At 62.6% G+C, this 26,228-nt stretch carries 24 protein-coding genes; 4 read left to right on the top strand and 20 right to left on the bottom strand.

From position 1 onward, the window contains the following. Positions 1–205: 205 nt before the first annotated feature. The 10 genes from fdhF to AC1DLT_RS16240 form a co-directional block, all read right to left on the bottom strand. A complete protein-coding gene (fdhF, locus tag AC1DLT_RS16285; protein WP_477487405.1) occupies positions 206–3,085 on the bottom strand; it encodes a formate dehydrogenase subunit alpha in 2,880 nt (959 codons plus the stop codon). Positions 3,086–3,349: 264 nt separating this feature from the next. Next, positions 3,350–4,906 carry a formate dehydrogenase beta subunit gene (locus tag AC1DLT_RS16280; RefSeq protein WP_247137210.1) on the bottom strand — a complete coding sequence of 519 codons (1,557 nt, stop codon included), beginning with the start codon at positions 4,904–4,906 and terminating at the stop codon, positions 3,350–3,352. Further along, a complete protein-coding gene (locus AC1DLT_RS16275; RefSeq protein WP_477487404.1) occupies positions 4,903–5,382 on the bottom strand; it encodes a formate dehydrogenase subunit gamma in 480 nt (159 codons plus the stop codon). Before AC1DLT_RS16275 ends, AC1DLT_RS16280 begins: the two co-directional genes overlap by 4 nt. Positions 5,383–5,565: 183 nt before the next feature. After that, positions 5,566–6,459, bottom strand: a complete 894-nt coding sequence (locus AC1DLT_RS16270; protein WP_477487403.1) for a LysR family transcriptional regulator — start codon at positions 6,457–6,459, stop codon at positions 5,566–5,568. A gap of 153 nt (positions 6,460–6,612) precedes the next feature. Continuing rightward, the gene (locus AC1DLT_RS16265; RefSeq protein WP_038546471.1) at positions 6,613–7,020 is read right to left on the bottom strand and encodes a F0F1 ATP synthase subunit epsilon; all 408 of its coding nucleotides are present in this window, start codon (positions 7,018–7,020) and stop codon (positions 6,613–6,615) included. 172 nt (positions 7,021–7,192) lie between these two features. After that, positions 7,193–8,623 (bottom strand): F0F1 ATP synthase subunit beta, encoded by a 1,431-nt coding sequence (atpD, locus tag AC1DLT_RS16260; RefSeq protein WP_436110975.1) that lies wholly within the window; start codon positions 8,621–8,623, stop codon positions 7,193–7,195. A gap of 23 nt (positions 8,624–8,646) precedes the next feature. After that, positions 8,647–9,525 (bottom strand): F0F1 ATP synthase subunit gamma, encoded by an 879-nt coding sequence (locus AC1DLT_RS16255; protein WP_038590766.1) that lies wholly within the window; start codon positions 9,523–9,525, stop codon positions 8,647–8,649. A 30-nt stretch (positions 9,526–9,555) separates the two neighbouring features. Beyond that, positions 9,556–11,085: a F0F1 ATP synthase subunit alpha gene (gene atpA / locus AC1DLT_RS16250; protein WP_105440268.1), complete on the bottom strand. Its 1,530-nt coding sequence runs from the start codon at positions 11,083–11,085 to the stop codon at positions 9,556–9,558. Then, positions 11,085–11,651 carry a F0F1 ATP synthase subunit delta gene (locus tag AC1DLT_RS16245; RefSeq protein WP_080950990.1) on the bottom strand — a complete coding sequence of 189 codons (567 nt, stop codon included), beginning with the start codon at positions 11,649–11,651 and terminating at the stop codon, positions 11,085–11,087. The genes atpA and AC1DLT_RS16245 overlap by 1 nt, the downstream gene beginning before the upstream one ends. A gap of 261 nt (positions 11,652–11,912) precedes the next feature. Beyond that, a complete protein-coding gene (locus AC1DLT_RS16240; protein WP_477487402.1) occupies positions 11,913–12,296 on the bottom strand; it encodes an AGROH133_08824 family phage infection protein in 384 nt (127 codons plus the stop codon). 113 nt (positions 12,297–12,409) lie between these two features. Between AC1DLT_RS16240 and AC1DLT_RS16235 the strand changes: the two genes are divergently transcribed. Next, positions 12,410–13,465 carry an alginate lyase family protein gene (locus AC1DLT_RS16235; RefSeq protein WP_477487401.1) on the top strand — a complete coding sequence of 352 codons (1,056 nt, stop codon included), beginning with the start codon at positions 12,410–12,412 and terminating at the stop codon, positions 13,463–13,465. A 9-nt stretch (positions 13,466–13,474) separates the two neighbouring features. Here the strand turns inward: AC1DLT_RS16235 and AC1DLT_RS16230 are convergent, their stop codons facing one another. The 4 genes from AC1DLT_RS16230 to AC1DLT_RS16215 are packed head-to-tail and all read right to left on the bottom strand — an operon-like array spanning position 13,475 to position 18,342. Further along, positions 13,475–15,697 (bottom strand): primosomal protein N', encoded by a 2,223-nt coding sequence (locus tag AC1DLT_RS16230; RefSeq protein WP_477487400.1) that lies wholly within the window; start codon positions 15,695–15,697, stop codon positions 13,475–13,477. 48 nt (positions 15,698–15,745) lie between these two features. Continuing rightward, positions 15,746–16,888 (bottom strand): AAA family ATPase, encoded by a 1,143-nt coding sequence (locus tag AC1DLT_RS16225; protein WP_477487399.1) that lies wholly within the window; start codon positions 16,886–16,888, stop codon positions 15,746–15,748. A gap of 9 nt (positions 16,889–16,897) precedes the next feature. Further along, the gene (locus tag AC1DLT_RS16220) at positions 16,898–17,368 is read right to left on the bottom strand and encodes a GNAT family N-acetyltransferase (RefSeq protein WP_477487398.1); all 471 of its coding nucleotides are present in this window, start codon (positions 17,366–17,368) and stop codon (positions 16,898–16,900) included. A 44-nt stretch (positions 17,369–17,412) separates the two neighbouring features. After that, on the bottom strand, positions 17,413–18,342 hold the full coding sequence (locus AC1DLT_RS16215; protein WP_247137222.1) for a GNAT family N-acetyltransferase: 930 nt from the start codon (positions 18,340–18,342) through the stop codon (positions 17,413–17,415). A gap of 152 nt (positions 18,343–18,494) precedes the next feature. Here AC1DLT_RS16215 and AC1DLT_RS16210 point away from each other — a divergent pair, with 152 nt between their 5' ends. Next, positions 18,495–19,430, top strand: coding sequence for a tyrosine recombinase XerC (locus tag AC1DLT_RS16210; RefSeq protein ID WP_477487397.1), 936 nt, complete (start codon positions 18,495–18,497; stop codon positions 19,428–19,430). 97 nt (positions 19,431–19,527) lie between these two features. Continuing rightward, positions 19,528–20,607: a TraB/GumN family protein gene (locus AC1DLT_RS16205; protein ID WP_477487455.1), complete on the top strand. Its 1,080-nt coding sequence runs from the start codon at positions 19,528–19,530 to the stop codon at positions 20,605–20,607. A 13-nt stretch (positions 20,608–20,620) separates the two neighbouring features. Here the strand turns inward: AC1DLT_RS16205 and AC1DLT_RS16200 are convergent, their stop codons facing one another. Continuing rightward, the gene (locus tag AC1DLT_RS16200) at positions 20,621–21,112 is read right to left on the bottom strand and encodes a cytochrome b (protein WP_477487396.1); all 492 of its coding nucleotides are present in this window, start codon (positions 21,110–21,112) and stop codon (positions 20,621–20,623) included. Positions 21,113–21,348: 236 nt separating this feature from the next. Between AC1DLT_RS16200 and AC1DLT_RS16195 the strand changes: the two genes are divergently transcribed. Then, positions 21,349–21,741, top strand: a complete 393-nt coding sequence (locus tag AC1DLT_RS16195; RefSeq protein WP_247138821.1) for a GFA family protein — start codon at positions 21,349–21,351, stop codon at positions 21,739–21,741. A gap of 75 nt (positions 21,742–21,816) precedes the next feature. Here the strand turns inward: AC1DLT_RS16195 and lpdA are convergent, their stop codons facing one another. From lpdA to odhB, 5 genes are read right to left on the bottom strand one after another with little or no spacing between them, the layout of a single operon-like run. Further along, on the bottom strand, positions 21,817–23,223 hold the full coding sequence (lpdA, locus tag AC1DLT_RS16190) for a dihydrolipoyl dehydrogenase (RefSeq protein WP_477487395.1): 1,407 nt from the start codon (positions 23,221–23,223) through the stop codon (positions 21,817–21,819). Positions 23,224–23,248: 25 nt separating this feature from the next. Continuing rightward, positions 23,249–24,001, bottom strand: coding sequence for an SDR family oxidoreductase (locus tag AC1DLT_RS16185; RefSeq protein ID WP_477487394.1), 753 nt, complete (start codon positions 23,999–24,001; stop codon positions 23,249–23,251). Next, complete coding sequence (locus AC1DLT_RS16180; RefSeq protein ID WP_477487393.1) at positions 23,998–24,498, bottom strand: hypothetical protein; 501 nt, start codon at positions 24,496–24,498, stop codon at positions 23,998–24,000. Before AC1DLT_RS16180 ends, AC1DLT_RS16185 begins: the two co-directional genes overlap by 4 nt. A gap of 4 nt (positions 24,499–24,502) precedes the next feature. Further along, entirely contained in the window at positions 24,503–24,916 is a 414-nt protein-coding gene (locus AC1DLT_RS16175) for an MAPEG family protein (protein WP_477487392.1), read from the bottom strand. Between the two features lie 16 nt (positions 24,917–24,932). After that, positions 24,933–26,189 (bottom strand): 2-oxoglutarate dehydrogenase complex dihydrolipoyllysine-residue succinyltransferase, encoded by a 1,257-nt coding sequence (gene odhB / locus AC1DLT_RS16170; protein ID WP_477484672.1) that lies wholly within the window; start codon positions 26,187–26,189, stop codon positions 24,933–24,935. Between the last annotated feature and the right edge of the window lie 39 nt (positions 26,190–26,228).

Genomic DNA, 26,228 nt, shown 5'->3' with positions numbered 1-26,228 from the left:
TACCCCCCTCTGCCCTGCCGGGCATCTCCCCCACAAGGAGGGAGATCGGATGTGGCGATGTCCAGCCCACTATCAACGTAATCGAGTGAGCAAACGTATTTCCAATGCTGAAGAATACCGGCGGCGCGTCTTGCCGATCTCCCCCCTTGTGGGGGAGATGCCGGCAGGCAGAGGGGGGTAACGCGAAGCACGCCAAGCAATTGCATCACTCAGCAGCCTCCAGTTTCCCCGCGATCCGACGAGACCGCCGCGACAACTCGTCATAATCGCTCTGCCACTCGGTTGGACCGTTGGAGGGCGATACCTGCACCGCCGTCACCTTGTATTCCGGGCAGTTAGTCGCCCAGTCGGAGAAGTCGGTGGTGATGACGTTTGCCTGCGTGTTCGGGTGGTGGAAGGTCGTATAGACCACGCCCGGCGCGACGCGATCGGTGATCAGCGCCCTGAGCGTCGTATCGCCCGAACGGCTGGCGAGCTTGATCCAGTCGCCTTCCTTGATGCCGCGCTGTTCGGCATCGTGCGGATGGATTTCCAGCCGGTCTTCCGCATGCCAGGTGACATTTTCGGTACGGCGCGTCTGGGCGCCGACATTGTACTGCGAGAGAATTCGACCTGTCGTCAGCAGCAGCGGGAACCGCGGACCGGTACGTTCGTCGGTCGCGACATATTCGGTGCGGATGAACTTGCCCTTGCCGCGCACGAAACCGTCGACATGCATGATCGGCGAACCGACCGGATGCGCCTCGTTGCACGGCCACTGAACCGAGCCCATCTTATCGAGATAGTCATAGGAAACCAGCGCGAAGCTCGGCGTCGATACGGCGATCTCGTCCATGATCTCGGACGGATGGGCATAGTTCCAGGCAAGCCCCATCGCCTGGGCGAGCTTCTGGGTGACCTCCCAGTCGGCATAACCGTTCTTCGGGCTCATCACCTTGCGGACGCGGTTGATGCGGCGCTCGGCATTGGTGAACGTGCCGTCCTTTTCGAGGAAGGTCGAACCTGGCAGGAAGACATGCGCGTAATTGGCGGTCTCGTTGAGGAAAAGATCGTGGACGACGACGCATTCCATTGCGGCAAGACCGGCCGAGACGTGCTTGGTGTCCGGGTCGGACTGCAGGATGTCCTCGCCCTGGATGTAGATTCCCTTGAACGTGCCCTCGACGGCCGCATCCAGCATATTCGGAATACGCAGGCCCGGTTCGTTGTTGAGCGTCACGCCCCACAGTTTTTCAAACGTGTCGCGGGTCGCATCGTCCGAGATATGGCGATAGCCCGGCAGTTCGTGCGGGAACGAACCCATGTCGCAGGAACCCTGGACATTGTTCTGGCCGCGCAGCGGGTTCACGCCGACGCCCGGACGGCCGATATTGCCGGTGACCATCGCAAGGTTGGCGATCGCCATGACCGTGGTCGAACCCTGGCTGTGCTCGGTGACGCCGAGGCCGTAATAGATCGCCCCGTTGCCGCCCTTGGCGTAAAGCCGGGCCGCACCGCGCACGAGGTCCGCCGGCACGCCGGTATATTTCTCGGTCACCTCCGGGCTGTGTGCGTCTTCCGAAACGAAGCCGGCCCAGTCCTCGAACTCGGACCAGTCGCAACGTTCGCGGATGAACTTCTCATCGAAGAGGCCTTCGGTGACGATGACATGGGCGAGCGCCGTCAGTACGGCAACATTGGTGCCCGGCTGCAGCGGCAGGTGATAATCGGCCTCCACATGCGGTGTGCGGACGAGATCGATGCGCCGCGGATCGATGACGATTAGCTTGGCGCCCTGGCGCAGCCGCTTCTTCAAGCGCGAACCGAACACGGGATGGCCGTCGGTCGGGTTGGCGCCGATGACGATGGCGACGTCGGTATGCTCGACCGAGTCGAAATTCTGCGTGCCGGCAGACGTGCCGAACGCCTGGCCGAGACCGTAACCGGTCGGCGAATGGCAGACGCGGGCACAGGTATCGACATTGTTGTTGCCGAAGCCGGCGCGGATCAGCTTCTGGACGAGGAAGGTTTCTTCATTGGTGCAGCGCGACGAGGTGATGCCGCCGATCGATTCCCGGCCGTACTGATACTGGATGCGGCGAAATTCCGAGGCCACGTGCGAAAAGGCCTCGTCCCAGGTCACTTCCCGCCACGGATCGGAGATATTCTCGCGGATCATCGGGTTGAGGATGCGGTCCTTGTGGGTTGCGTAGCCATAGGCAAAGCGGCCCTTGACGCAGGAATGGCCGCGGTTCGCCTGCCCGTCCTTCCACGGCACCATGCGCACAAGCTCTTCACCGCGCATTTCCGCCTTGAAGGAGCAGCCGACGCCGCAATAGGCGCAGGTGGTCACTTCCGAATGTTCCGGCTGGCCGATCGCGATCACCGATTTTTCGGTGAGCGTCGCCGTCGGGCAGGCCTGCACGCAGGCGCCGCAGGAGACGCATTCGGAATCGAGGAAATGTTCGTGGGCGCCGGGCGAAACGCGACTTTCGAACCCGCGGCCCTCGATCGTCAGCGCGAACGTGCCCTGCACTTCTTCGCAGGCGCGGACGCAGCGCGAGCAGACGATGCATTTCGAAGGATCATAGGTGAAATAGGGATTCGACTCGTCCTTCGGCATCCACTTGGCGTTGATCGCGCCGTCGTTGCGAGCCTTGACGTGATTGTCGCCTTCGTAGCCGTAACGAACATCACGAAGGCCCACCGCGCCGGCCATGTCCTGCAATTCGCAGTCACCGTTGGCGGCGCAGGTGAGACAGTCGAGCGGGTGGTCGGAGATATAGAGCTCCATGACCCCTTTGCGGATGTCCTTCAGCCGGCCGGTCTGCGTGTGCACGACCATGCCCGGCATGACCGGCGTGGTGCACGAGGCCGGGGTGCCGTTGCGGCCTTCGATCTCGACGAGACAGAGGCGGCAGGACCCGAAGGCGTCGACCATGTCGGTGGCGCAGAGTTTCGGCACCTTGATGCCGGCCTCCATCGAAGCGCGCATGATCGAGGTGCCTTCCGGCACGGTGATGGCGCGGCCATCGATGGTGAGTGTCACCTGCGCTTCCGAGCGCGAGGCCGGCGTGCCGTAGTCGATTTCATGAACGAGGGACATTGTGTGTCTCCTGTATGGAAGTGAAATTGCGCGACGCACGGCGGGCGAGATTACCCCCCTCTGGCCTGCCGGCCATCTCCCCCTCAAGGGGGGAGATCACCAGCGGCACGACCTTCGCTTCAGAGAATGCGTCGCGGAAAATGAGGCGTGAAATCGTCAGTGGTGAGCAAGCCCCCAGCCGATCTCCCCCCTTGAGGGGGAGATGCCCGGCAGGGCAGAGGGGGGTGCTCCGGAGTTCAGCCGGAGCTGACGCGCGCAGGGCTATCATTCCGCCGCCTCCACCATCGGCGCCGGAGAAAAATCCTCCGGAAAGTGGTTCATCGCGCTCATCACCGGATAGGGCGTGAACCCGCCGAGCGCGCAGAGCGAGCCAAACTTCATCGTGTTGCAGAGGTCGGCGAGCAGCGCCTTGTTCTTCTCCGGCTCGATCCCTTGCGCAATCTTGTCGGCCGTTTCGACGCCGCGGGTCGAACCGATGCGGCAGGGCGTGCACTTGCCGCAGCTCTCGATGGCGCAGAATTCCATCGCGAACCGCGCCTGTTTCAGCATGTCGGCACTATCGTCGAACACGGTGATGCCGGCATGGCCGATCAGCCCGTCCCGAGCCGCGAAAGCCTCATAGTCGAACGGCGTATCGAACAGCGCGCGCGGGAAATAGGCCCCAAGCGGCCCGCCCACTTGCACCGCCTTCACCGGCCGTCCGGTCGCCGTGCCGCCGCCGATATGGTCGACGATCTCGCCGAGCGACAGGCCAAAGGCCGTCTCATAAAGGCCGCCGTATTTGACATTGCCGGCGATCTGGATCGGGATCGTGCCCCGTGAACGTCCCATGCCGAAGTCGCGATAAAACGCAGCGCCGCGATCCATGATCACAGGCACCGATGCAAGCGAGATGACGTTGTTGACGACCGTCGGGCGGCCGAGAAACCCTTGCAGCGCCGGCAGCGGCGGCTTGGCGCGCACGATGCCGCGCTTGCCTTCCAGCGAATTCAGCAGCGATGTCTCCTCGCCGCAGACATAGGCGCCGGCGCCGGAGCGGATCTCCATGTCGAAGGCGAACTCTGAACCCATCACCGACGGGCCGAGAATGCCGGCCGCGCGGGCGATCTCAACGGCCTCAGTCATCGTCGCGATGGCATGCGGATATTCAGACCGGGTATAGACGTAACCCTTGGTGGCGCCCGTCGCGATGCCGGCGATGATCATGCCTTCGATCAGCACGAAGGGATCGCCCTCCATGATCATCCGGTCCGCAAACGTGGCGCTGTCGCCCTCATCCGCATTGCAGACGATGTATTTTTGGCTGGCCGCCGCATCCATCACCGTTTTCCACTTGATCCCGGTCGGAAAGCCGGCGCCGCCGCGCCCGCGAAGACCACTGTCGGTGACCTGGGCGACGATCTCGGCGCCAGTCATGGCGATCGCAGTCTCAAGGCCCTTGAGGCCCTGATATTGGCGATAGTCATCCAGCGACAGCGGATCCGTGACGCCGCAACGGGAGAAGGTCAGCCGCGTCTGCTGGCGCAGGAATGGAATGTCCTCGGTCGGCCCGAGATGCAAAGCATGCTGTCCACCCTCCAGAAAACCCGAATCGAACAGTCCCTTGACGTCGCCGGCCTTGACCGGCCCATAGGCGATACGCCCGTGTTCGGTACTCACCTCGATCAATGGCTCCAGCCAGAACATGCCACGCGAGCCGTTGCGCACGACTTTTGCATCCAAGCCGCGGGCTGCAATCTCCTGGGCAATCGCGTTCGCCACCTTTTCGGCACCAAGTGCGAGCGCTGCGGCATCGCGCGGAACAAAAATCGTCACCGTCATCGACGTGCCTCCGCAATGATTTCGCTAAGACAGAGTTCGTCGACGCGGCCAAAAACTTCGCCATCGAGCATCGCGGCCGGCGCGCAGGCACAGAGCCCGAGACAGTACACGGCTTCCAGCGTCACCGAACCATCGAGCGTCGTCTGATGGAAGTCGATCCCGAGAAGCTGCCGGGCGTGGTCCGCCATGCGGTCGCTTCCCATCGACTGGCAGGCTTCGGCGCGACAGAGCTTTAGCACATGCCTGCCCGCCGGGTGGTCGCGGAATTCATGATAGAAGGTCACGACCCCATGCACTTCGGCGCGCGACAGGTTGAGTTCGCTGGCGATGACCGGCTTCACCTCTTCCGGCACATAACCGAACTCCGCCTGGATCGCATGCAGGATCGGCAGCATCGGGCCTTCCAGATGCTTCAGATCCCTGATGATCTGAAGCGACCGCTCGGTGAACTCACCAGCGGAAATACGCATATTCATATGTCATAGCCTCCCGGCTGACCCGTTTCCGGCCCGGTGGCGTCGGCGCCACCATGCCCGTATGCGGATCAGAAAGCTGACGAAGTTGTCCGACAATCGTACTTCGCCTACTGGGAATGGAATGTCGCAACCGGGGCCGCAACCGTCAATAAAGGAGATCGGTTACGCGATAGAAAAAAGCTATCAAGCCATGGCGGCGGGGGTAAGGCTCCGCGCCTCGTGAAGCAGAGCCGAGACTAGCGGCGTGAAGGGCTCGCGGTGGGTCGCGACAAGCCCGACGATGTGGCTGGCTTCCGGCTCGACAAGCGGGATTGTCCGGATCTGCTTGGCAAATCCGAAGGATCGCGCCACGTTGCGCGGCATGATGCTCGCCCAGCGCCCGGTGCCCACATGCGAAAGCAGCACCACCATCGAGTTCGATTCGAGCATCGGCTTCACTGTCACGCCGGCTTGCGCGAGGTGCTGGTTGATGATCCGGCGGTTCTGCATGTCGGGCGTCAATAGACAGAGCCTAAGATCGGCCATCTCCTTCCACGTGACGCTTTCCCGGTCCGCATAAGGCGCGCCCTCGGCCGTCACCAGATTATAGCGCTCCGCATAAAGCGGCACGCTCGTCACCCGCCCCAATGGCTCGTTGTCGAGATAGGTAATGCCCGCGTCGATTTCGAAATTGTCGAGCTGCGAAAGCACCTGCAGGGAATTGCGCGAGACGACGGAAAAGGTGACGTCCGGATGCTTGGCCTGGAAGGGTTCGGTCAGCCTGGGGATCATCGCCAGCGCCGTCGGGATCGACGCAAGCCGGATATGACCGGCAAGACCCTTGCGGGCGGCCCGCATTTCCTCGCGCATGGTGCGCGCATCGCCGACGATGCGTTTTGCCCATTCCAGCACCCGCTGGCCTTCCGGTGTCAGGCCCTGATAGCGCGAGCCGCGCACCACCAGCTGCACGCCGAGCTGTTCTTCGAGTTGGCGGATGGCGGCCGACAATGACGGCTGCGAGATGCCGCATTCCTCCGCCGCCCGGCCGAAATGGCTTTCGCGCGCCAGGGCAATGAAAAATTCCAGCTTGTCGATCATCGCGTTCCTCCGCCGACAAGGGCTAACAAGATGGCGCGGCACATACAAGCGGCCATCCGGTCACAACGGTAGCCGCCAGAGGAACTAACCACCGCCCAAAGAAAAAGGCGGCCTTTCGGACCGCCTTGCTCTTTCGCAGAGAATTTTGACGTATCAGGCCGGATTGACGACGCCGTTCAGGTGCGTCAGTTCCGCCAGGAACTGCTCGAGCTTGGTCTTGTGCTCGTCGCTCTGCGCGTGGTTGATCTCGGCCTGCGTCGTCTCGATCCGCTTCTGCAGCGTCGCGTGGGTCAGCTCGCTCGCCGGAACCGCAGATTCGGCAAGCAGCGTGCAGCCGGTCGGCAGAATGTCGGCGAAGCCACCGAAAACCACGTATTTGTTGACCTGGCCGGAAGCAAGCTTCACCGAAACTACACCCGGCTTGATGGTCGTCATCGTCGGCGCGTGATTGGCAAGCACCGTCATTTCGCCAAGCGTCGCAGGGATCACCACTTCGGTGACCTTTTCCGAGACGAGCAGGCGCTCGGGCGAAACCAGTTCAAAGTTGAAAGCCTCGGCCATGAAGGTCCACTTCCTCAAAGCAATTCCAGCAAAAGTGCAGAGCGGTTTTGCGTCCGGGATTGCGAAAAACTAAATCACCAGGGCATCGAGGCAATTCCTTGCCGAGAAGCCCGCGTGTTTTATGCAGGAAAGGCGCGCCGGAAAAGTTCCCGCGCGCCGTCCTCGTTCAAGATCAGGCGGCTTCGGCCAGCTTCTTGGCCTTTTCGACGGCTTCTTCGATCGAGCCGACCATGTAGAAGGCAGCTTCCGGAAGATGGTCGTAGTCGCCGTTGACGAGGCCCTTGAAGCCCTTGATCGTGTCTTCGAGTGCAACCAGCTTACCCGGCGAACCGGTGAAGACTTCTGCGACGAAGAACGGCTGGGACAGGAAGCGCTCGATCTTGCGGGCGCGCTGGACGGTCATCTTGTCCTCTTCGGACAGTTCGTCCATGCCGAGGATGGCGATGATGTCCTGAAGAGACTTGTAGCGCTGCAGGGTCGTCTGCACCTTGCGGGCGATATCATAGTGCTCTTCGCCGACGACCAGCGGGTCGAGCATGCGCGAGGTGGAGTCGAGCGGGTCGACGGCCGGATAGATGCCCTTTTCGGCGATCGAACGCGACAGAACAGTCGTTGCATCCAAGTGGGCGAACGAGGTTGCCGGCGCCGGGTCGGTCAAGTCGTCGGCGGGAACGTAGATGGCCTGAACCGAGGTGATCGAGCCCTTGGTCGTGGTGGTGATGCGTTCCTGCATCTGGCCCATGTCGGTGGCGAGCGTCGGCTGATAGCCCACAGCCGAAGGAATACGGCCGAGCAGAGCCGACACTTCCGAACCTGCCTGGGTGAAGCGGAAGATGTTGTCGACGAAGAACAGAACGTCTTGGCCCTTGTCGCGGAAGTCTTCAGCGATCGTCAGACCCGTCAGAGCGACGCGAGCGCGGGCGCCCGGCGGTTCGTTCATCTGGCCGTAGACGAGAGCGGCCTTGGAGCCTTCGCCGCCGCCATGCTTGTTAACGCCCGATTCGATCATTTCGTGGTAAAGGTCGTTGCCTTCGCGGGTACGCTCACCGACGCCTGCGAACACGGAGTAACCGCCGTGTGCCTTCGCGACGTTGTTGATGAGTTCCATGATCAGAACCGTCTTGCCGACGCCTGCACCGCCGAAGAGGCCGATCTTGCCGCCCTTTGCGTAAGGCGCGAGAAGGTCGACGACCTTGATGCCGGTGACCAGGATCTGGCCTTCGGTCGACTGCTCGACGTAGGAAGGCGCTTCCTGGTGGATGGCGCGCTTGCCGGAGGTGACGAGCGGACCTGCTTCGTCGACCGGCTCGCCGATGACGTTCATGATGCGGCCGAGCGTTTCCGGACCGACCGGAACGGTGATCGGAGCTCCGGTATCCGTGACCCGCTGACCACGAACCAGACCTTCGGTCGAGTCCATCGCGATGGTGCGGACGGCGCTTTCGCCGAGGTGCTGCGCGACTTCGAGAACGAGGCGGTTGCCGTTGTTGTCGGTTTCAAGCGCGTTCAAAATCGCCGGCAGTTCGCCGTCGAAAGCGACGTCGACGACAGCGCCGATAACCTGGGTCACCTTGCCGAGGGACGTGCCCGTTGCGGTAGCCATGATTCTTACCCTCTTTCTTTACCTCAGAGCGCTTCCGCGCCCGAAATGATTTCGATGAGTTCCTTGGTGATCTGCGCCTGACGCTGACGGTTGTAGGAGAGCGTCAGCTTGTTGATCATGTCACCGGCATTGCGCGTCGCGTTGTCCATCGCGGACATCTGCGCGCCATAGAAGGAAGCGTTGTTTTCGAGCAGCGCCCGGAAGATCTGCACAGCGACGTTCTTCGGCAGCAGGTCTTCGAGGATTTCCTCTTCGCTCGGCTCGTATTCGTAGAGCGCCGAGGAGGCATCCGCAGCCTGCGTCGCGTCGAACTTGGCCGGGATGATCTGCGAGGCGGTCGCCACCTGCGAGATCACCGACTGAAAACGTGCGTAGAACAGCGTCGCGATGTCGAATTCGCCGGCATTGTAGAGCGCGAGCACCTTGTGTGCCACCTCGTCGGCCTGGGCGAAACCGAGCTGCTTGATTTCGCGGAACGTCACGTAATCGACGATGTTGTCCTTGAACGTGCGGCGCAGGATGTCGTTGCCCTTGCGGCCGACGGTGATGATCTTCACCGTCTTGCCCTGGGCAAGCAGCTTCAGCGCGTGATCGCGGGCGAGACGGATGATCGAGGAATTGAAGCCCCCGGCCAGACCGCGTTCGCCGGTCGCGACGATCAAGAGATGAACCTGATCCTTGCCCGTGCCCGAAAGCAGGAGCGGCGCTTCCGCATTGCCGGCATTGGCGGCCGAGAGGCCTGCCAGCACCTTGGTCATGCGTTCCGCGTAAGGACGGGCGGCCTCGGCCGCCTCCTGAGCACGGCGCAGCTTCGCCGCGGCGACCATTTTCATCGCCTTGGTGATCTTCTGCGTCGCCTTGACGGAGGCGATCCGGTTTTTCAGATCCTTAAGTGAAGGCATCCGTTATCGGTCCTCGAGATTGATCCGTTCTCAGGCGAAAGACTTGGCGTAGCTGTCGAGAGCGGCCTTCAGCTTCGCGCGGGTGTCGTCGGAAAGCTGCTTGTCGGTGCGGATCGCATCGAGGATAGCCTTGCCTTCGGAGCGGAGGTACGACAGGAAGCCCTGTTCGAACTTGCCGACCTGGGCAACCGCTATCTTGTCGAGGTAGCCGTTGACGCCAGCGAAGATCACCGCAACCTGCTCTTCCGTCTTCAGCGGCGCGAACTGCGGCTGCTTCAGAAGTTCCGTCAGGCGTGCACCGCGGTTCAAGAGGCGCTGCGTCGAGGCGTCGAGGTCGGAGCCGAACTGGGCGAAGGCAGCCATTTCGCGATACTGGGCGAGTTCGCCCTTGATCGAGCCGGCAACCTGCTTCATCGCCTTGACCTGCGCAGCCGAGCCGACGCGGGAAACCGACAGGCCGACGTTAACGGCCGGGCGGATACCCTGATAGAACAGGTCGGTTTCAAGGAAGATCTGGCCGTCGGTGATCGAGATCACGTTGGTCGGAATGAAGGCCGAAACGTCGTTGCCCTGGGTTTCGATGACCGGCAGAGCCGTCAGCGAACCATTGCCGCGCTCGTCGGAGAGCTTTGCAGCGCGCTCCAGAAGACGGGAATGCAGGTAGAAAACGTCGCCCGGATAGGCTTCGCGGCCCGGCGGGCGGCGCAGCAGAAGCGACATCTGGCGGTAGGCGACGGCCTGCTTGGAAAGGTCGTCGTAACCGATCAGGGCATGCATGCCGTTATCGCGGAAGTATTCGCCCATGGCGCAACCGGCGAACGGTGCGAGATACTGCATCGGAGCCGGATCGGAAGCGGTCGCAGCAACGATGATCGAGTACGGCAGGGCGCCGCGCTCTTCGAGAACCTTCACGAACTGGGCAACCGTCGAGCGCTTCTGGCCGATAGCGACGTAGACGCAGAACAGCTTTTCCGACTCCGGGCCGTTGTCGTGAATGGCCTTCTGGTTGAGGATCGTGTCGAGAATGATCGCGGTCTTGCCGGTCTGGCGGTCGCCGATGACCAGCTCGCGCTGGCCGCGGCCGACCGGGATGAGCGCATCGATGGCCTTGAGGCCGGTCGACATCGGCTCATGAACCGACTTGCGCGGAATGATGCCCGGAGCCTTGACGTCGACGCGCGAACGGCGGGTCGCGTTGATCGGGCCCTTGCCGTCGATCGGGTTGCCGAGTGCGTCGACGACGCGGCCGAGCAGTTCCGGACCAACCGGAACGTCGACGATGGCGCCGGTCCGCTTGACGGTGTCGCCTTCCTTGATCGCACGGTCGGAACCGAAGATGACGACGCCGACGTTGTCGGCTTCGAGGTTCAGCGCCATACCACGGATGCCGCCCGGGAATTCGACCATCTCACCGGCCTGGACGTTGTCCAGACCGTAGACGCGGGCAATGCCGTCGCCGACGGACAGAACCTGTCCGACTTCGGAAACCTCAGCCTCCTGGCCGAAGTTCTTGATCTGGTCTTTCAGAATTGCGGAAATTTCCGCGGCGCGGATATCCATCAGCCAACCTCTTTCAGTGCAAGCTTAAGGGTGGAAAGTTTGGTGCGAAGGGAAGTATCGATCTGACGAGAACCGACCTTGACGATCAGGCCGCCGAGGATCGACGGGTCGATGGTCACGGCGATTGTCACATCCTTGCCGGTTACGCCCTTCAGCGCCGACTTGAGTTCATTTTCCTGCGCCTGGGAAAGCGCATGCGCCGAGGTGACCTCGGCAGTGATTTCACCGCGATGCTCTGCGGCGATCTGGCGGAAGGCGCGGATCATGCCAGGCATCGCGAAAAGACGACGATTGCCGGCGACCACCTTCAGGAAATTGGCGACGAGACCGGAAATGCCAGCTCGCTCGGCAACGGCGAGCACGGCCTTCTGCTGATCTTCGGCGGAAAATACCGGGCTTGCGACCAGGCGTCGCAGGTCTTCACTCTCATCCAGCAGCGCCTGAAAACGATCAAGATCGGCACCGACCTTGTCGATCGAACCAGCCTCGAGGGACAGTTCGAAAAGCGAGGAAGCATAACGCTCCGCTACACCGGAAATAAGCTGGGACGTGTCAGCCACGGGCACAGTTTCCCTGTATTGCCATCCAAGCGCCAGACCCTACGGGAGAGGTGAAGCAAGAGCTTGAAATCGTTTGATTTTTTCTCAGAACCTGCAGAGCTTGCGCCCTACCCTTTCCGACTTTCGCGGTCCGTCTAGCATAGGCTGTAAGGACTCGCAACACGCCTGATAACGGAAAAAGCCGGACACGCAAGGGCTGAGAGCGATTTTATACCGGAAGCGGAGGGATTTTCGGCAGGCAACCGCCTGCAATCTTCGAATTATGCGTCAGATATAGCCGAAGACATAGGCGAGCGGCCCGCCGGCAAGCGCAACCTGAAGTAGGGAAAACGCTATATTTCTGGGGGTGAAGCCTCGATCCAGGGCACAGGACAGCAACCGCCCCAGGGCGGCAAATCCGAGCGCAATGCCAAGCGTCATGTAGATCCAGTCCTGGGCGAGCATGATCGCCGCCAGACCGAAGCCCAGATGATGGGCGCCGGCGGAGCGGACCGCGGCATAACCTTCCGGCCGCACCTCGCCGATCTGGAATGCGGTCAGGCGCAGGACGAAAGCGGGAAACAGGAAAACGAGAAGACCGAGCGCGGCGGTTACCGCCGCACAGACAAAGGCGACCCGTTCGCCGAATTCCGTGGGAAAATAGAGTTCCATCCGGCCCTCGTTTCATTCGATTCGTTCGATTATAACCATTTGGATAAACAAGTCGAAAAACGGCGAATTCTCGGGCCGGTTAGACGATGCGGCAGCCGATCAGGAGAAACGGAATGACGACGACGACAAGAATTTTCCGGCTCTCGGCCCTGGCTGTCGCGATCGCGGTCTCACGCCTCTCGCCTGCCCTCGCCGACCAGATGGTAAAAAGCCCCTGGGACAATCCGCCCGCGGCGGCGGCCACAACCCCGGAGAAATGCGGGCCGGCGCCGAACCTCCCGGCCGGCCTTGAGACGGCAGACTACTATAGCGACAAGGCCCACTCGGTCATCGATCCCGCCCGCAAGCAGGCCTATGACGATGCGGTGAAGCCCCTGCAGGCCGCCGCACGGAAGATCGAGGCGATGGCCGACCGGTATCGCACGACGGGTGATGCATCCTCCGCCGTCTGCGCCGCATCCTGGCTTTCGACGCTCGCCCGTTCCGGAGTTCTCTCCGGTCCGATGTCCAGCAACCAGGCGGTTTACGTGCAGGGCTGGATGCTGGGTGCGTTTTCGGTGGCCTGGCTTAAAGTCCGCTCCGCGCGCGGGGTGCCGGCTTCCGCGACCGACGCCGTTCCGCACTGGCTGGCGAGGATCGCCGAGCGGAACATGACCTATTACGATGATCGCGATAACAAGATGGATGGCCGCAACAACCATCGTTACTGGAGCGGTTTTGCGGCCATGGCTGCCGGCATTGCCGCAAACCGCGAGGACCTGACCGATTGGGGCATGGAGAGTTTCCGTGTCGGCATCGCCCAGATCCGCCCGGACGGCACGCTGCCGCTCGAAATGGACCGCCGCGCCCGCGCCCTCCACTACCATCTCTTCGCCGCGGCCCCGCTCGTCAGCATTGCCGAGCTCGCCGCGGCCAACGGCAAGGATCTCTATGCCGAGCGCAACGCGGCGCTGGGCCGACTGGTGAAAACCGCCGCCGCCAGCATCGACAACCCCCAGGCATTCGATACAAAAGCCGGCGTGAAGCAGGAGGAGATCAAGCTCCATGCCGACGACATCGCCTGGGCGCAACCCTTCGAAAAACGTTTTCCCGATCCGGCCCTGCATGCCCTGCTCGACAAGCTGCAGAACCGCAGCATCCTCTATCTCGGCGGCCTGCCGCCGGGCTGAGCCATTCCGCTAAAGGAAGCTCTGCGGATCGATATCGAGCTGGATCTGAACGGACCCGCGCTGTTTCGGGCCGTTTTCCAGCATAGCCCGCAGAAACGCCTGCATGTCGGAATTGCGCCGTCCATGCACCAAAAGCCGGAAGCGGTGCCGGCCGCGCACCAGCGCCAGCGGCGCTTCCGCCGGACCGAGCACCGAAATGCCGGTGACTTTTGGCGCGGCGGCCCTCAGGCCCCGCGCATGGGTTTCAGCATCCGCCCGGGTATCGGCGGAGACGATCAGCGAGGCAAGCCGGCCGAACGGCGGCAGGATCGCCTTCTCGCGCTCGGCAATCTCCCGCTCGTAGAAAGCGCCGGCATCGCCGGAGACGATCGCCTGCATCACCGGATGCTGCGGCTGGAAGGTCTGCAGCAGGCCATGGCTCTTGAGGCCGGTTCGCCCGGCACGCCCCGTCACCTGGGAGAGAAGCTGGAAGGTGCGCTCGGCGGCGCGCGGATCGCCGTTCGAAAGGCCGAGATCGGAATCGACGATGCCGACCAGCGTCATCAGCGGAAAATTGTGCCCCTTGGCGACTAGCTGGGTGCCGATGACGATGTCCGCTTCGCCCTTGGCGATCGCCTCCAGCTCCAGCCGCATGCGCTTGACGCCGCCGAGCAGGTCCGACGACATGACGATCGTCCGCGCTTCCGGAAAATGCTTTTCGACTTCCTCGGCAATCCGCTCGACACCCGGGCCGCAGGCGACGAGGTGGTCGAAGGTCCCGCATTCGGGACACGCTTCCGGCGTGCGCTCCGAATAACCGCATTGATGGCACTGGATCTGGCTCTTGAACCGGTGCTCCACCAGCCAGCTCGAACATTGCGGGCATTGGAACCGGTGGCCGCAGACGCGGCAGAGGGTCAGCGGCGCATAACCACGGCGATTGAGGAACAGCAGCGACTGCTCCTTCCGCTCCAGGGTTTTCTTCATGGCGCGCAAAAGCACCGGCGACAGGAAGCCGCCGCGCTCCGGCGGGTGGCGCCGCATGTCGATCAGATGCAGGTCCGGCATCGCCGCGTCGCCGAAACGGGTCGGCAGGTGCACCGTGTTGTAGCGGCCGGCCAAGCCGTTGACCTGGCTCTCCACCGAAGGCGTCGCGGAAACCAGCACGATCGGAAAATCGCCGATCCGGGCTCGCACCACCGCCATGTCGCGCGCGTTGTAGAAGACCCGATCCTCCTGCTTGTAGGCAGGGTCGTGCTCCTCGTCGACGATAATCAGGCCGAGATCCTCGAACGGCAGGAACAGCGCCGAACGCGCACCGGCCACCACCTTCACCTCGCCGGTCACCACGCCGCGCCAGACCTTTTCGCGCATGCGGGGGGCAAGGTCCGAATGCCATTCGCCTGGCTTGGCGCCGAACCGCTCCTGAAAGCGCTCGAGGAAGCTCGAGGTCAACGCGATTTCCGGCAGCAGAATCAGCACCTGCTTTCCACGCCGCAGCGTTTCGGCGATCGCCTCGAAATAGACCTCCGTCTTGCCCGAACCGGTCACGCCATCGATCAGCGAGGCGGAGAACCCGCCGGCCCGGATTGAGTCGAGGATATCCACGGACGCCTGTTTCTGCGGCCCCTCGATGCGCGGAGTAATATAATCCGGATCGGGTAGCGCGACGACCGGCGGCGGGGGCAGGAAGACAGTCTCGAATATGCCCTGGGCCGTTAGCCCGTCGACAACGCTCATCGAGACGCCGGCGGCATGCGCCAGCCCACTGCGCGTCCACGGAATTTCCTCCTCGCCCGCGAGATCGAGCACCCGGGCACGCGCCGGTGTCAACCGCTCCGGCTGGCCGCCGAGATAACGCAGGCCTTCGACCATCGGCTCCGGATCGAGCGCCGCCGGCGCGCGGATCGCCATGCGCGCCACGAGGCCCGGCGGCGACAGCGTATAGCTCGCCACCCAGTCGACGAAGTCGCGCATTTCCTTGGAGAGCGGCGGGCAATCGAAGACCAGCGTGATCGGCCTCAGCTTCTTCGGGTCGAGCCTGTCGTCGTTGTCCCCGTCCCAGACGACGCCGATCAGCTGCCGCGGGCCAACCGGCACCTGCACGACCGAACCGGGCTCCACATGCACGCCCTCCGGCACGGCATAGCTATAGGCGCCCGGCACCGGCAGCGGCACCAGGACCGGCACCACCCTTGCCAATGACGGCGCTTCGAACAGTGAACCGAAGAGATCGGACGAATCTATGCCCATGGGCGGGACCATGCCCAAATGCGGAACAAAAGTGAACCCTAAACAGGACTACTCATCGTCCTCGTCGTCATCGATGACGCCGGTCAGCCGCATGCCCTGGATCCAGGTCGCACCATCCTTTCGTATCACCCGCCGCGGCCGCGTGCCGCAACGTTCCTCGATGGCGGAAGCAAGCGGCTCCGAATGAGTAACGATCCAGATCTGGCTGTAGCGAGCGGCCTGGGCGATCATGTCCGCCAGCGGCGCCAGCATATCCGGATGCAGACTCGCCTCCGGCTCGTTGAGCGCAATCAGCGGCGGCTGGCGATAGGACATCAACGCGGCCGCAAGCCCGAGAAAACGGATCTGCCCGTCGGAAAGCTCGCGCGGCTGAAACACCCGTTTGGGGAGATCCGGAAAGATCAGGCCGAATTCCGCATATTCGCCTGGCTCAAGCACATGCAGTTTCGCCCCGCCCAGAGCCGCAGCAACGGCGCGGTCGAGCTCCACCGTATCCCCGCGGGTGTGGACGAGTGTCGCGAACACCGCCGCCATGTTCCCTCCGTCCTGATCCAGCAGCGGCGAGGTAACGGCAAGGCAGGGCTGCCGCAGGGTGGAATCGCGATCCGTTCGAAAACCATGGAAGAACCGCCAGCCGTCGATCAATCGCCGAAAAGCCCCTGCTTCCGGATAGTGGCCGGCATCGCCGAGCAGCGCGATTGCCGTTTCCGAGGTCATCGCCTTTTCGGGATACTCCTCCATGCGACCGCTTGTCCCACGCACCATGATCCCCGGCCCGGTACGTTTTATCATCGTCACGGGCCGCGCACCGGTTTCAACGATAAGCTCCTCTTCCTTCACCTGCGGCTCGAAGGCAAAGCCCGCCGCATCGATAGGCGGACGAAGCCCTGCCTCGACCCGGTAGTGGAACGTCACCGCCCGCTCTTCGTCAAGAACCTCGACCTCAAGCTTGATGCGGAAATTCTTCTCCTGCCGGCGCTGACCGGACCAGAGCGCCGAGGCCATGCCGCCTTCGGCTGCGATCTCATAGGCAAGATTGCCGCGAACAGCCGCCTGCACCAGCTGCAGGGCACGGTAGAGATTGGATTTTCCGACACCGTTCTCACCGATGAACAGGTTCACGCCGGCCAGATCCATGCGGATCGAGCGCAGAGAGCGGTAGTTGGCGGCAAACATCGAGCGAAGCAGCATGCTCCATTCCTAGTCGGAGAACGGGTCTAGCCGAAGAATGGCGGGAAAAACGTCGCTCAGGCTCAGGGTATGCGTATAGCTCTCGCCCGTCAGCGCCTGAAACCCCATGGCCTGCCAGAAACTGATGGCATCGTCGCTGCCGGCGTGGACCGTCACCACCGGCGCGAAGGAGCGGGCGTGTTCGAGCAGGTGTTCGGCAAGACGCCTGCCAATCCCCCTGCCCCGGTATTGCCGCGACACATAAAAGCGGCGCATCCGCAGCCAGTCGGCGCGCGACGGCTCGACCGTCATCCCGCCGACCGCGATCAGCCGCCCCTGATCATGGGCGCCGAGCAGGCTTTCACCGCGTCGCTCGAAGCGATTGATCCCCGCAGACCATTCCTCGGCGATCCGCAGGATGTGATTATAACCGTCCTGCCTGGCGGTCTCGGCGAGCATCACGATATCGCCCGCGAGCGGGTTGCCTAGCGGAGCAACCACCACGCCTATCTCCAGTGGAGCTGTATCCGCGGGGCGCATGTCCTTCATGCCGCCGAAGCCGTCTGCGATTTCTCGGCAGGCTTGAACGTCGCGTCGCCATCAGCCGCAAGCTCGAACACCGTGTGCTGTTCAAGCGCCTTGGTGACCTCCGTCATATCGCCATCCAGCGCGCTCGGCGGGATCATCTGACCCACGGTGAAATCGAAATGGTCGCCCTTCTTGTTGAGGAGTTCGTAGAACACCGTCATGTCGCGCAGCTCCGTCGACCATTTGGCAAACCAGTAGAACAGGCCGGAATTGCGCGCCCGCATGTGGATCGGCAGGATCGGCATGTTGTATTTACGCGCCAGGCTGACGGCGGATGTCTTCCACGGACGCTCGTTCAGTTTGCCCTCCGCCCAGTAGGCGATGCGCCCCGAAGGAAACAGCACCATCACCTTGCCGTCCTCGACGGTCTTGTTGGTGAGAACCAGCGTCTCGCGCGCCTTGAGTTTGGTCTTGTGCTCCTCCCGCCATTCAACGGGAATGATCATCTCGGAAAAACGCGGATTGACGCGCACCGCATCACGGTTGGCAAAAACCATCATGTCCGGACGCCGCGCCTTCAGGAGGTCGAAGACGGCAACCCCGTCGGCAATCCCGGTCGGATGGTTGCTGACGAGAATGAAGCCGCCCTTTTCGGGAATGCGCTCGGCATTGGCGACCGTGACATCCAGCTTCAGGAGGTTGCTCATGTATTCGAAGCACTGGAAGCCGTTGAGCGTGGAGATGTCGTTGGCGAATTTGATCGCCCGTCCATAACGCAACAGCGTGTAGAGAAACGGCCGCATCACCGGCCAGAGCGGGTTCTGAACGATCCGCTGGCCGCGTTCGGCGATCAGCGTGTCGACGATGTGACCGGGTCTGCCTTGTGAAACGAGGGCGATTGTTTCCGCGAACTGTCCAAGAGTGGTCGTAGAATCACGGCGCGCCATAGAAACTCCCGCAGGCAGGACCTGCTTGGTATCGCAGCCCCGTATGATCGAACGATGACATCGTTACCCAGGACTAAGGCAGGTTTAGGGATTTCGTAACGCCGTCCAGAGCAATCTGGGGCGCAACCTCTCGAAATTCAACGGGTCAGATCTTGAACGAACTGCTGATTATCGCCGCGCCGGATCTGACCGAAAAACGCAAGGAATGGCTGGAGGGCCTGGCGAGCGAGCGCCGGCTTTCGCAGAACACGCTCGATGCCTATGAGCGCGACACGAGGCAGTTCTTGACGTTTCTAACCGGACATCTGGCAGGTCCGGCGAAAATCTCAGATATCCACACCCTGCGTCCGGCCGACCTGCGCGCCTTCCTGGCAGCCCGCCGCCGCGAGGGTTCGGGCGCGCGGTCGCTCGGCCGGCATCTTGCCGGGCTTCGTTCATTTCTTCGTTATCTCGAGCGCAAGGGCCTGGTGAACGCCGCGGCCGCCGGTGCAATCCGCGCTCCGAAGCAGCCAAAATCCCTGCCGAAGCCGCTGACCGACAGGCAGGCGCTCAATCTCGTCACCACCGGCGCGCAGCTACAGGAAGAGCCGTGGATCGCCGCCCGCGATGCCGCCGTGCTGACCCTGCTCTACGGCTGCGGCCTGCGCATCTCGGAGGCGCTCGGCCTCCGCCCCATCGACCTGACGCCGGGTGCAACGACGCTGCGGATCACCGGCAAGGGCGGCAAGACTCGCCTCGTGCCGCTGCTCCAGATCGTTTTCGACGCCGTGGAGACCTACAAGAAACTCTGCCCCTACCATCTGGAAGCCGAAAAGCCGCTCTTCCGGGGCGCCCGCGGCGGTCCGCTGCAGCCGGCGATCATCCAGCGGGAAATGCAGAAGCTCCGGAGCGCCTTCGGCCTGCCGGAGACGGCAACCCCACATGCGCTGCGGCATTCCTTCGCAACGCATTTGCTTGCCGGCGGCGGGGATTTGCGCACCATCCAGGAACTGCTCGGCCATGCGAGCCTCTCGACAACCCAGGTCTATACCGGCGTCGACTCCTCCAGATTGCTGGAAGTCTACGACCGCGCCCATCCCCGTGCTTAGCCCCTAAATCTGCCTGAACGAAGTTTTAACCAGTTGCGTTAAGCGCTTGTGCAGCCGCCATCGCTAATATGCCGGCAACTTTCAGACGGATGACATGATGACTCCCGCCTTTGCCTCCCCCACCGGCGCTTTGATGAAGCACGCCCAAGGTTTCATGCTGTGGCTGATCGCGGCCGCGCATGTCGCAGCGCTCGCCTCTCTGCTTCTCATCCTCGGCTCATTGTCCCCTGCACGGGCGGAAACGCCGGCCTGTGACGGCAAGAACCTTCTCGAAGAGATGAAGGCCGAAAAATCGCCGCTCTACGACCAGATCGTCGCCGAGGGCGCCAAGGTGCCGAACGGCAAGGGCACCTTCTGGAAGATCGAGAAGGACGGGCTTCAACCCTCTTACCTGCTCGGCACCATGCACGTCTCCGACCCGCGGGTGCTGAAAATGCCGCTCGGCGCTGCCGAAGCCCATTCCAAGGCGAAGACCATCATCATCGAATCCGACGAGGTCATCGACGAAAAGAAGGCCATGGCCAAGATGCTGGCCAAACCGGAACTGATGATGCTGACGAACGGCAGCACGATCGATTCGCTCTTGCCGAAGGACGATGTCGCGCTGCTCGAAACCGATCTGAAGGCACGCGGCGTGCCGCTTTCGGCCGTTTCACGCATGCGGCCGTGGATGCTGATGGCGCTCGTTTCCGTGCCGGCTTGCGAGCTCGCCCGCAAGGCACAGAACATCGCCTTTCTCGACAAGAAGATCGCCGAACAGGCCACCGCCGAGGGCAAACCGGTCAAAGGCCTGGAAACGCTCGAAGAACAGGCGGCGGCACTGAACGCCATCCCGATCGAGCTTCACCTCAAGTCGCTGATCGAAACCATCAAGCTCGGCCGGCGCGTCGACGACGTTTTCGAGACGCTGACCGACGTCTATCTCTCAGGCAATATTGGCCTTGCCATGCCGATGCTGAAAGCCGTGGTACCCGACGGCACCGAGGACGAAGCCGGTTACGGCGACTTCGAAAACCTCGTCGTCAGCAAACGCAACCACGTGATGGCCGATCGGGCGGCTCCAATCCTCGGCCAGGGCGGCGCCTTCATGGCGGTCGGCGCCCTTCACCTGCCGGGCGAGGAAGGCCTTGTCGAGCTCTTCCGGAAACAGGGCTTCAAGGTGACGGCGATCAACTGACGCCGTCCATCCTTCATCGGCCACTCGTCATCCGCTTCAGCACATCGGTCTTCCAGTAGAACTGATGCACCAGCGCCCCGCCGATATGGGCGACGATCAATGCCCACATCAAAATTTTCAGCGGCCCCGTATGAGCAAAGGCGGCAGTCTTGTTTCCGAAATACCACGCGCCGATGCCAGCCAGCGGTATGGCGATAAAGAGCGCGTAAAAAGCCCAGTGGCTGATCTTCGCCACTGCCCGCAGGAACGGAGGCTCTTGCCGCGGCTCCGGCGGAACACCTTGCACCAACCGCAGACAGAGCCGGATCAGGCCGAGAACCAGCACTCCGATGCCGACATAGACATGGATATTCGCCGAGCTCACCTGCTCCGGCGTCAGTGTTTGACCGCGGAACATCAGCCGCCCGGCAGTCTCCATGGCGTCGGTGAAAAGCAGGTTGAACAGGATCAGCGCCGCCATCAGCCAATGTAGGATACGCTGCGGAACTGTGAAGGAGGAAGCCATTTTCTTGACCTTTTTCAGAAGGTTAGAGTGATGGAATCCAGTCTAGGTTCGTTTGCCGGAGGCTCAAGCAAAAGCGGCAACCCTGTCCAAGATTTAATCCTGGAATTGACCAATCATAATTCCAGGCCAGGTGTTCGGCTGGAAATGAGGATCATTATCGCCCGGTGACGGCAATTGCACCGAAGGCGCTGGTCGGTGTAAAAATTTCCGCCGTTTGATCTTGGAGGAGACGCGATATGGATCGATTTACCGGCGGTTGCCTGTGCGGCAACGTGCGAATTGTGGCGTCGGGACTGCCGTACCGGGTCGGCATCTGTCACTGTCTCGACTGCCGCAAACATCATGGAGCGCTTTTCCACGCTTCCGCGATATTTCCCCAGGACGCGGTGACGGTCGATGGCGAGACACGTGATTACGCCGGCCGGTTTTTCTGTCCCCGCTGCGGCTCCTCGGTTTTCGCACGCACGGCGGACGAGATCGAAGTCAACCTCGGATCCCTGGATGCTCCCGACCAGCTGACGCCAACCTACGAAAGCTGGATCATCCGCCGGGAGTCCTGGTTACCGCCGTTTCCGCTCGCCAGGCGATACGAGCACGATCGTGATGCCACGGGCCGTTTCGAAGGGTAGGCCTCACAAACGGCGAAAGGGCAGGACGATGTCCCACCCTTCCTTATCGTATCGGCATGAAAGCGCTGGACGCGCTCACATATGGATCGGCTTGAAGAAGGTCGCGAGCGCGGCTTCCTTGACGGCCTCCGACATGGTCGGATGGGCATGGCAGGTGCGGCCGAGGTCTTCCGACGAACCGCCGAATTCCATCAGCACGGCAATCTCGTGGATCATTTCGCCGGCGCCGAAACCGACGATATGGCCGCCGAGAACCCGGTCGGTGTCCTTGTCGGCCAGGAACTTCACGAAACCGTCCGTCGCCAGCATGGCGCGAGCGCGGCCGTTCGCCGTGAACGGGAACTTGCCGACCTTGTAGGCGATGCCCGCAGCCTTCAGCTCTTCCTCGGTCTTGCCCACGGACGCCACTTCCGGCTGGGTATAGACGACGCTCGGGATGACGTCGTAGTTCACATGGCCGTGCTGGCCGGCGAGGATTTCCGCCATCGCCACACCTTCGTCTTCCGCCTTGTGGGCAAGCATCGGTCCCTTGACCACGTCGCCGATCGCATAGATGCCTTCGACATTGGTCTTGAAGTGCCCGTCGATCTCGACGCGGCCGCGGTTGTCGAGCTTGACGCCCGCTTCTTCCAGGCCGAGGCCTGCCGTGTAGGGCTTGCGCCCGGTGGCGATCAGCACCACGTCGGCCTCCAGCGTCTGGGCCTCACCGCCCTTGACCGGCTCGTAGGTGACCTTGGCACCATTGGCGGTCTTTTCGACGCCGGTGACCTTGGCATCCGTGCGGATGTCCATGCCCTGCTTGGCCATCATGCGCTGGAACTGCTTGGAGACTTCGCCGTCCATGCCGCCGAGCAGCTTGTCGAGATATTCGATCACGGTGACCTTGGCGCCGAGGCGTGACCAGACCGAACCGAGCTCCATGCCGATGACGCCGCCGCCGACCACGATCAGGTGCGCCGGCACCTTTTCGAGCGCGATGCCGCCGGTCGACGAGATGATCACCTTTTCGTCGATCTCGACATTGACGCCCGGAATGCCGGCAACGTCGGACCCGGTGGCGATGACGATGTTCTTGGCCTCAAGTTCCTGGATCTTGCCATCATCGCCGGTCACCGAGACCTTGCCGGCCGAGACGATCTTGCCGGTGCCGATGAAGCCGTCGATCTTGTTCTTCTTGAACAGGAAGGAGACGCCGTCGACGTTCGACTTCACCGTCGCGTCCTTGTGGGCCATCATCTTTTCAAGATTGAGTTTTGGCGCGGAAACCTCGACGCCGAGCGCATCCATGCCATGGGCGGCGTGGGCGAACATTTCGGAAGCGTGCAGCAGCGCCTTGGAAGGGATGCAGCCGATGTTGAGGCAGGTCCCGCCATAGGTGGCGCGCTTTTCCACGACCGCGACCTTGAGGCCGAGCTGGGCAGCCTTCACCGCGCAGACGTAACCGCCGGGGCCGCTTCCGATGACGACGAGATCATATGCCATAGTTCTTTTTCCTTCTCTTCATCTCTTAGCGCCCGCCGCTCACGTCGAGTATGGCGCCGGTTACGTAGGAAGCCGCTGGCGACAGAAAATAGAGGACGGCATCCGCCACCTCTTCCGCCCTGCCCGGCCGTTGCATGGGAACGCTGGGCGCCATGTCGCGCGCCCGGTCCGGCAGCCCGCCGGACGCATGGATATCCGTGTCGATAATGCCCGGCCGGATGGCGTTGACGCGCACGCCTTCGGTCGCGACTTCGCGCGCCAGGCCGACGGTCAACGCGTCGATCGCTGCCTTCGAGGCCGCGTAGTCGACATATTGCCCCGGAGAGCCGAGTTTGGCGGCCATCGATGAGATATTGACGATCGCGCCACCCTTGCCGCCATGTCTCGTCGACATGCGGCGCACCGCTTCCCCGGCGCAGAGGATCGAACCCGTGACATTGATCCGCATCATCCGCTCGATGCGTTCGGCGCTCATCTCGTCGATGCGCTGCGGCATGTCGACGATCCCGGCATTGTTGACCAGCCCGTCCAGCCGCCCGAAACGTCTGTCGACCGCCTGAAACATCGCGACGATCTCGGCCGAATTGCCGACATCCGCCTGGACCGCGATCGCCTCACCGCCGGCTGCCTCGATTTCCGAAACCACCTTCTCGGCCGCCTGCCGATTGGCCGCGTAGTTCACCGCCACGCGCCAGCCATGGCTGGCGGCCATGAGCGAGACCGCCGCACCGATGCCGCGGCTTCCGCCGGTCACCAGGAGAACAGGGATTTCGCTCATGCGTTGCATTCCTTGAACTCGTACAGGTCCCAAGGGACCTGTTTCAGACCGCTCTTGCCCCACAGCGTCGAATGGCGGATCGCCGGGCCGAAGCCCGGCATCAGGATCGCGTCCGGTGCCGGGGCATTCGCGGCGCCCAGTATGTCGATATGGCCGGTCGCCACATCAAGGGCATACGGCACACCGGTCCAGACCGTGCAGGCCCGAAGTTCCGCGCCCGTCGCATCGCCCTGCGGGCAATTGTTCGTCACCATGCCGCCGGGACGCTTGGACTCGTCGTCATACATGACGTTGCCGTCGAGCTTCAGCTTGCCCCCGGTGACAGTAAAGAGATGGCTGACCACCGCGGCATCCGAACCGACCGGCTTGAACGCAAGCACGGTTCCGGCAGTCGCTTCGACGAACAACGCCTTCTCGATCGCGCATCGCTCCGCAGCCAGCGCCATCCCCGGCACCAGGCAGAATATCGGAAGCCATGTTTTCAAGGATGCGGTCATGGCGTCACCGGAACAGCGCGATGGTCATGGCGAGAAGCCCGATCAGGCTCACCGTCCAGACGAGGGAGCGGATATAGGGCACCCCTCCCATGTAGAGCGGGATATAGACGACCCGAGAGAGCAGCCAGATCCAGCCTCCGATCAGCCCCCAGCCGGACGCGTCTCGAGCAAAGGCAACGCCGAGCAGCAGGCCCACGAAAGCCGGATAGGTCTCCTGGAAATTCTTCGAAGCGCGCGCGGCACGCCCCGCGAACTTATCCCTCGGCGCCAATCCCTCGTCCCGCGGCCCTGCGTTCCATTCACGACCGAGCTCGCGGGTGGAGAGCGTACCCTGCAGCAGAACATGGAACACAAGAAGGACAACGCTCAAGGCCAGCAGCGTCATGTATGGCGTTGCGGTAACCCCGAGCGTTTCCATGAGGTTCGTTCCCGTCTTAGAGATCGAGAACCAGGCGTTCCGGATCTTCGAGGCTTTCCTTGACGCGCACCAGGAAGGTCACGGCTTCCTTGCCGTCGACCATGCGATGATCGTAGGAGAGCGCGAGATACATCATCGGGCGGATGACGATCTGGCCGCCGATGACGACCGGACGATCCTGGATCTTGTGCATGCCGAGAATGCCGGACTGCGGGGCGTTGAGGATCGGCGAAGACATCAACGAACCGTAGACGCCGCCGTTCGAGATGGTGAACGTGCCGCCCTGCATGTCGGCCATCGAGAGCGCGCCGTCACGGGCGAGCTTGCCGAGGCGGCCGATATCCTTCTCGATTTCGGCGATCGACATCTGGTCGGCATTGCGCACGACCGGCACCACGAGGCCCTTGTCGGTGCCGACGGCGACGCCGACATGGCAGTAGTTCTTGTAGATGATGTCGGTGCCGTCGATCTCGGCGTTGACGGCCGGCAGTTCCTTCAGCGCGTGGGTCACGGCCTTGGTGAAGAAGCCCATGAAGCCGAGCTTGACGCCATGCTTCTTCTCGAACACGTCCTTGTAGCGGTTGCGCAGGTCCATGACCGCCTTCATGTCCACCTCGTTATAGGTGGTCAGCATGGCAGCGGTGTTCTGGGCATCCTTGAGGCGGCGGGCGATCGTCTGGCGCAGGCGCGTCATCTTCACACGCTCTTCGCGGGATGCGTCATCGGCCGAGGAAACCGGACGCGGTGCCGCCGGAGCAGCGGGTGCCTGGGCCGGAGCCGAAATGCCCTTGGCGACGGCGGCGATCACGTCGCCCTTCAGAACCTGGCCACGCTTGCCCGAACCATCGATATCGGCAGTCGAGATGTTGTTGTCCGCAGCGACCTTTGCAGCAGCCGGAGCCGGCGGCATCGAGGTGGCGGCAGCAGAGGCGCTGGCGGCGGCAGCGACCGGGGCGGGAGCAGCCGGTTCGGCAGCCTTGGCAGGCGCGGCTTCGGCGGGCTTTGCAGCCGGAGCAGCGGTCGCGGCACCGGCAGCACCTGCGGCGATCTGGCCGAGCAGGGCGCCGAGGCCGACGGTCTCGCCATTGGCGGCGACAATCTCGGTCAGAACGCCGGCGGCCGGCGACGGAACCTCGACGGTCACCTTGTCCGTTTCGAGCTCGAGGAGCGGCTCGTCGGCCTTGACCGTATCGCCGACCTTCTTGAACCAGGTGCCGACAGTTGCCTCGCTGACGGACTCGCCGAGAGTGGGGACGCGGATTTCGGTGGCCATGATCTGTTTCCGTGTTTGTCAGGTTGTGTCTGTGAAAAG

This window comes from Neorhizobium sp. 05N33, from assembly GCF_056397445.1.
Note: the sequence above shows the minus strand (reverse complement) of the source record. Positions and strands in the feature narration are given on the sequence as shown.

Bases quoted from the DNA above. Each gene is read 5' to 3' on its own strand.
- AC1DLT_RS16235 (WP_477487401.1), top strand. From the start codon at position 12,410: ATGACGACGACGACAAGAATTTTCCGGCTCTCGGCCCTGGCTGTCGCG.
- AC1DLT_RS16255 (WP_038590766.1), bottom strand. From the start codon at position 9,525: ATGCCTTCACTTAAGGATCTGAAAAACCGGATCGCCTCCGTCAAGGCG.
- AC1DLT_RS16270 (WP_477487403.1), bottom strand. From the start codon at position 6,459: ATGATCGACAAGCTGGAATTTTTCATTGCCCTGGCGCGCGAAAGCCAT.
- AC1DLT_RS16275 (WP_477487404.1), bottom strand. From the start codon at position 5,382: ATGAATATGCGTATTTCCGCTGGTGAGTTCACCGAGCGGTCGCTTCAG.
- atpD (WP_436110975.1), bottom strand. From the start codon at position 8,623: ATGGCTACCGCAACGGGCACGTCCCTCGGCAAGGTGACCCAGGTTATC.
- fdhF (WP_477487405.1), bottom strand. From the start codon at position 3,085: ATGTCCCTCGTTCATGAAATCGACTACGGCACGCCGGCCTCGCGCTCG.
- AC1DLT_RS16175 (WP_477487392.1), bottom strand. From the start codon at position 24,916: ATGGAAACGCTCGGGGTTACCGCAACGCCATACATGACGCTGCTGGCC.
- AC1DLT_RS16225 (WP_477487399.1), bottom strand. From the start codon at position 16,888: ATGCTGCTTCGCTCGATGTTTGCCGCCAACTACCGCTCTCTGCGCTCG.
- AC1DLT_RS16230 (WP_477487400.1), bottom strand. From the start codon at position 15,697: ATGGGCATAGATTCGTCCGATCTCTTCGGTTCACTGTTCGAAGCGCCG.
- odhB (WP_477484672.1), bottom strand. From the start codon at position 26,189: ATGGCCACCGAAATCCGCGTCCCCACTCTCGGCGAGTCCGTCAGCGAG.
- AC1DLT_RS16240 (WP_477487402.1), bottom strand. From the start codon at position 12,296: ATGGAACTCTATTTTCCCACGGAATTCGGCGAACGGGTCGCCTTTGTC.
- AC1DLT_RS16200 (WP_477487396.1), bottom strand. From the start codon at position 21,112: ATGGCTTCCTCCTTCACAGTTCCGCAGCGTATCCTACATTGGCTGATG.
- AC1DLT_RS16205 (WP_477487455.1), top strand. From the start codon at position 19,528: ATGACTCCCGCCTTTGCCTCCCCCACCGGCGCTTTGATGAAGCACGCC.
- AC1DLT_RS16180 (WP_477487393.1), bottom strand. From the start codon at position 24,498: ATGACCGCATCCTTGAAAACATGGCTTCCGATATTCTGCCTGGTGCCG.
- AC1DLT_RS16280 (WP_247137210.1), bottom strand. From the start codon at position 4,906: ATGACGGTGACGATTTTTGTTCCGCGCGATGCCGCAGCGCTCGCACTT.
- AC1DLT_RS16195 (WP_247138821.1), top strand. From the start codon at position 21,349: ATGGATCGATTTACCGGCGGTTGCCTGTGCGGCAACGTGCGAATTGTG.
- atpA (WP_105440268.1), bottom strand. From the start codon at position 11,085: ATGGATATCCGCGCCGCGGAAATTTCCGCAATTCTGAAAGACCAGATC.
- AC1DLT_RS16215 (WP_247137222.1), bottom strand. From the start codon at position 18,342: ATGGCGCGCCGTGATTCTACGACCACTCTTGGACAGTTCGCGGAAACA.
- lpdA (WP_477487395.1), bottom strand. From the start codon at position 23,223: ATGGCATATGATCTCGTCGTCATCGGAAGCGGCCCCGGCGGTTACGTC.
- AC1DLT_RS16265 (WP_038546471.1), bottom strand. From the start codon at position 7,020: ATGGCCGAGGCTTTCAACTTTGAACTGGTTTCGCCCGAGCGCCTGCTC.
- AC1DLT_RS16185 (WP_477487394.1), bottom strand. From the start codon at position 24,001: ATGAGCGAAATCCCTGTTCTCCTGGTGACCGGCGGAAGCCGCGGCATC.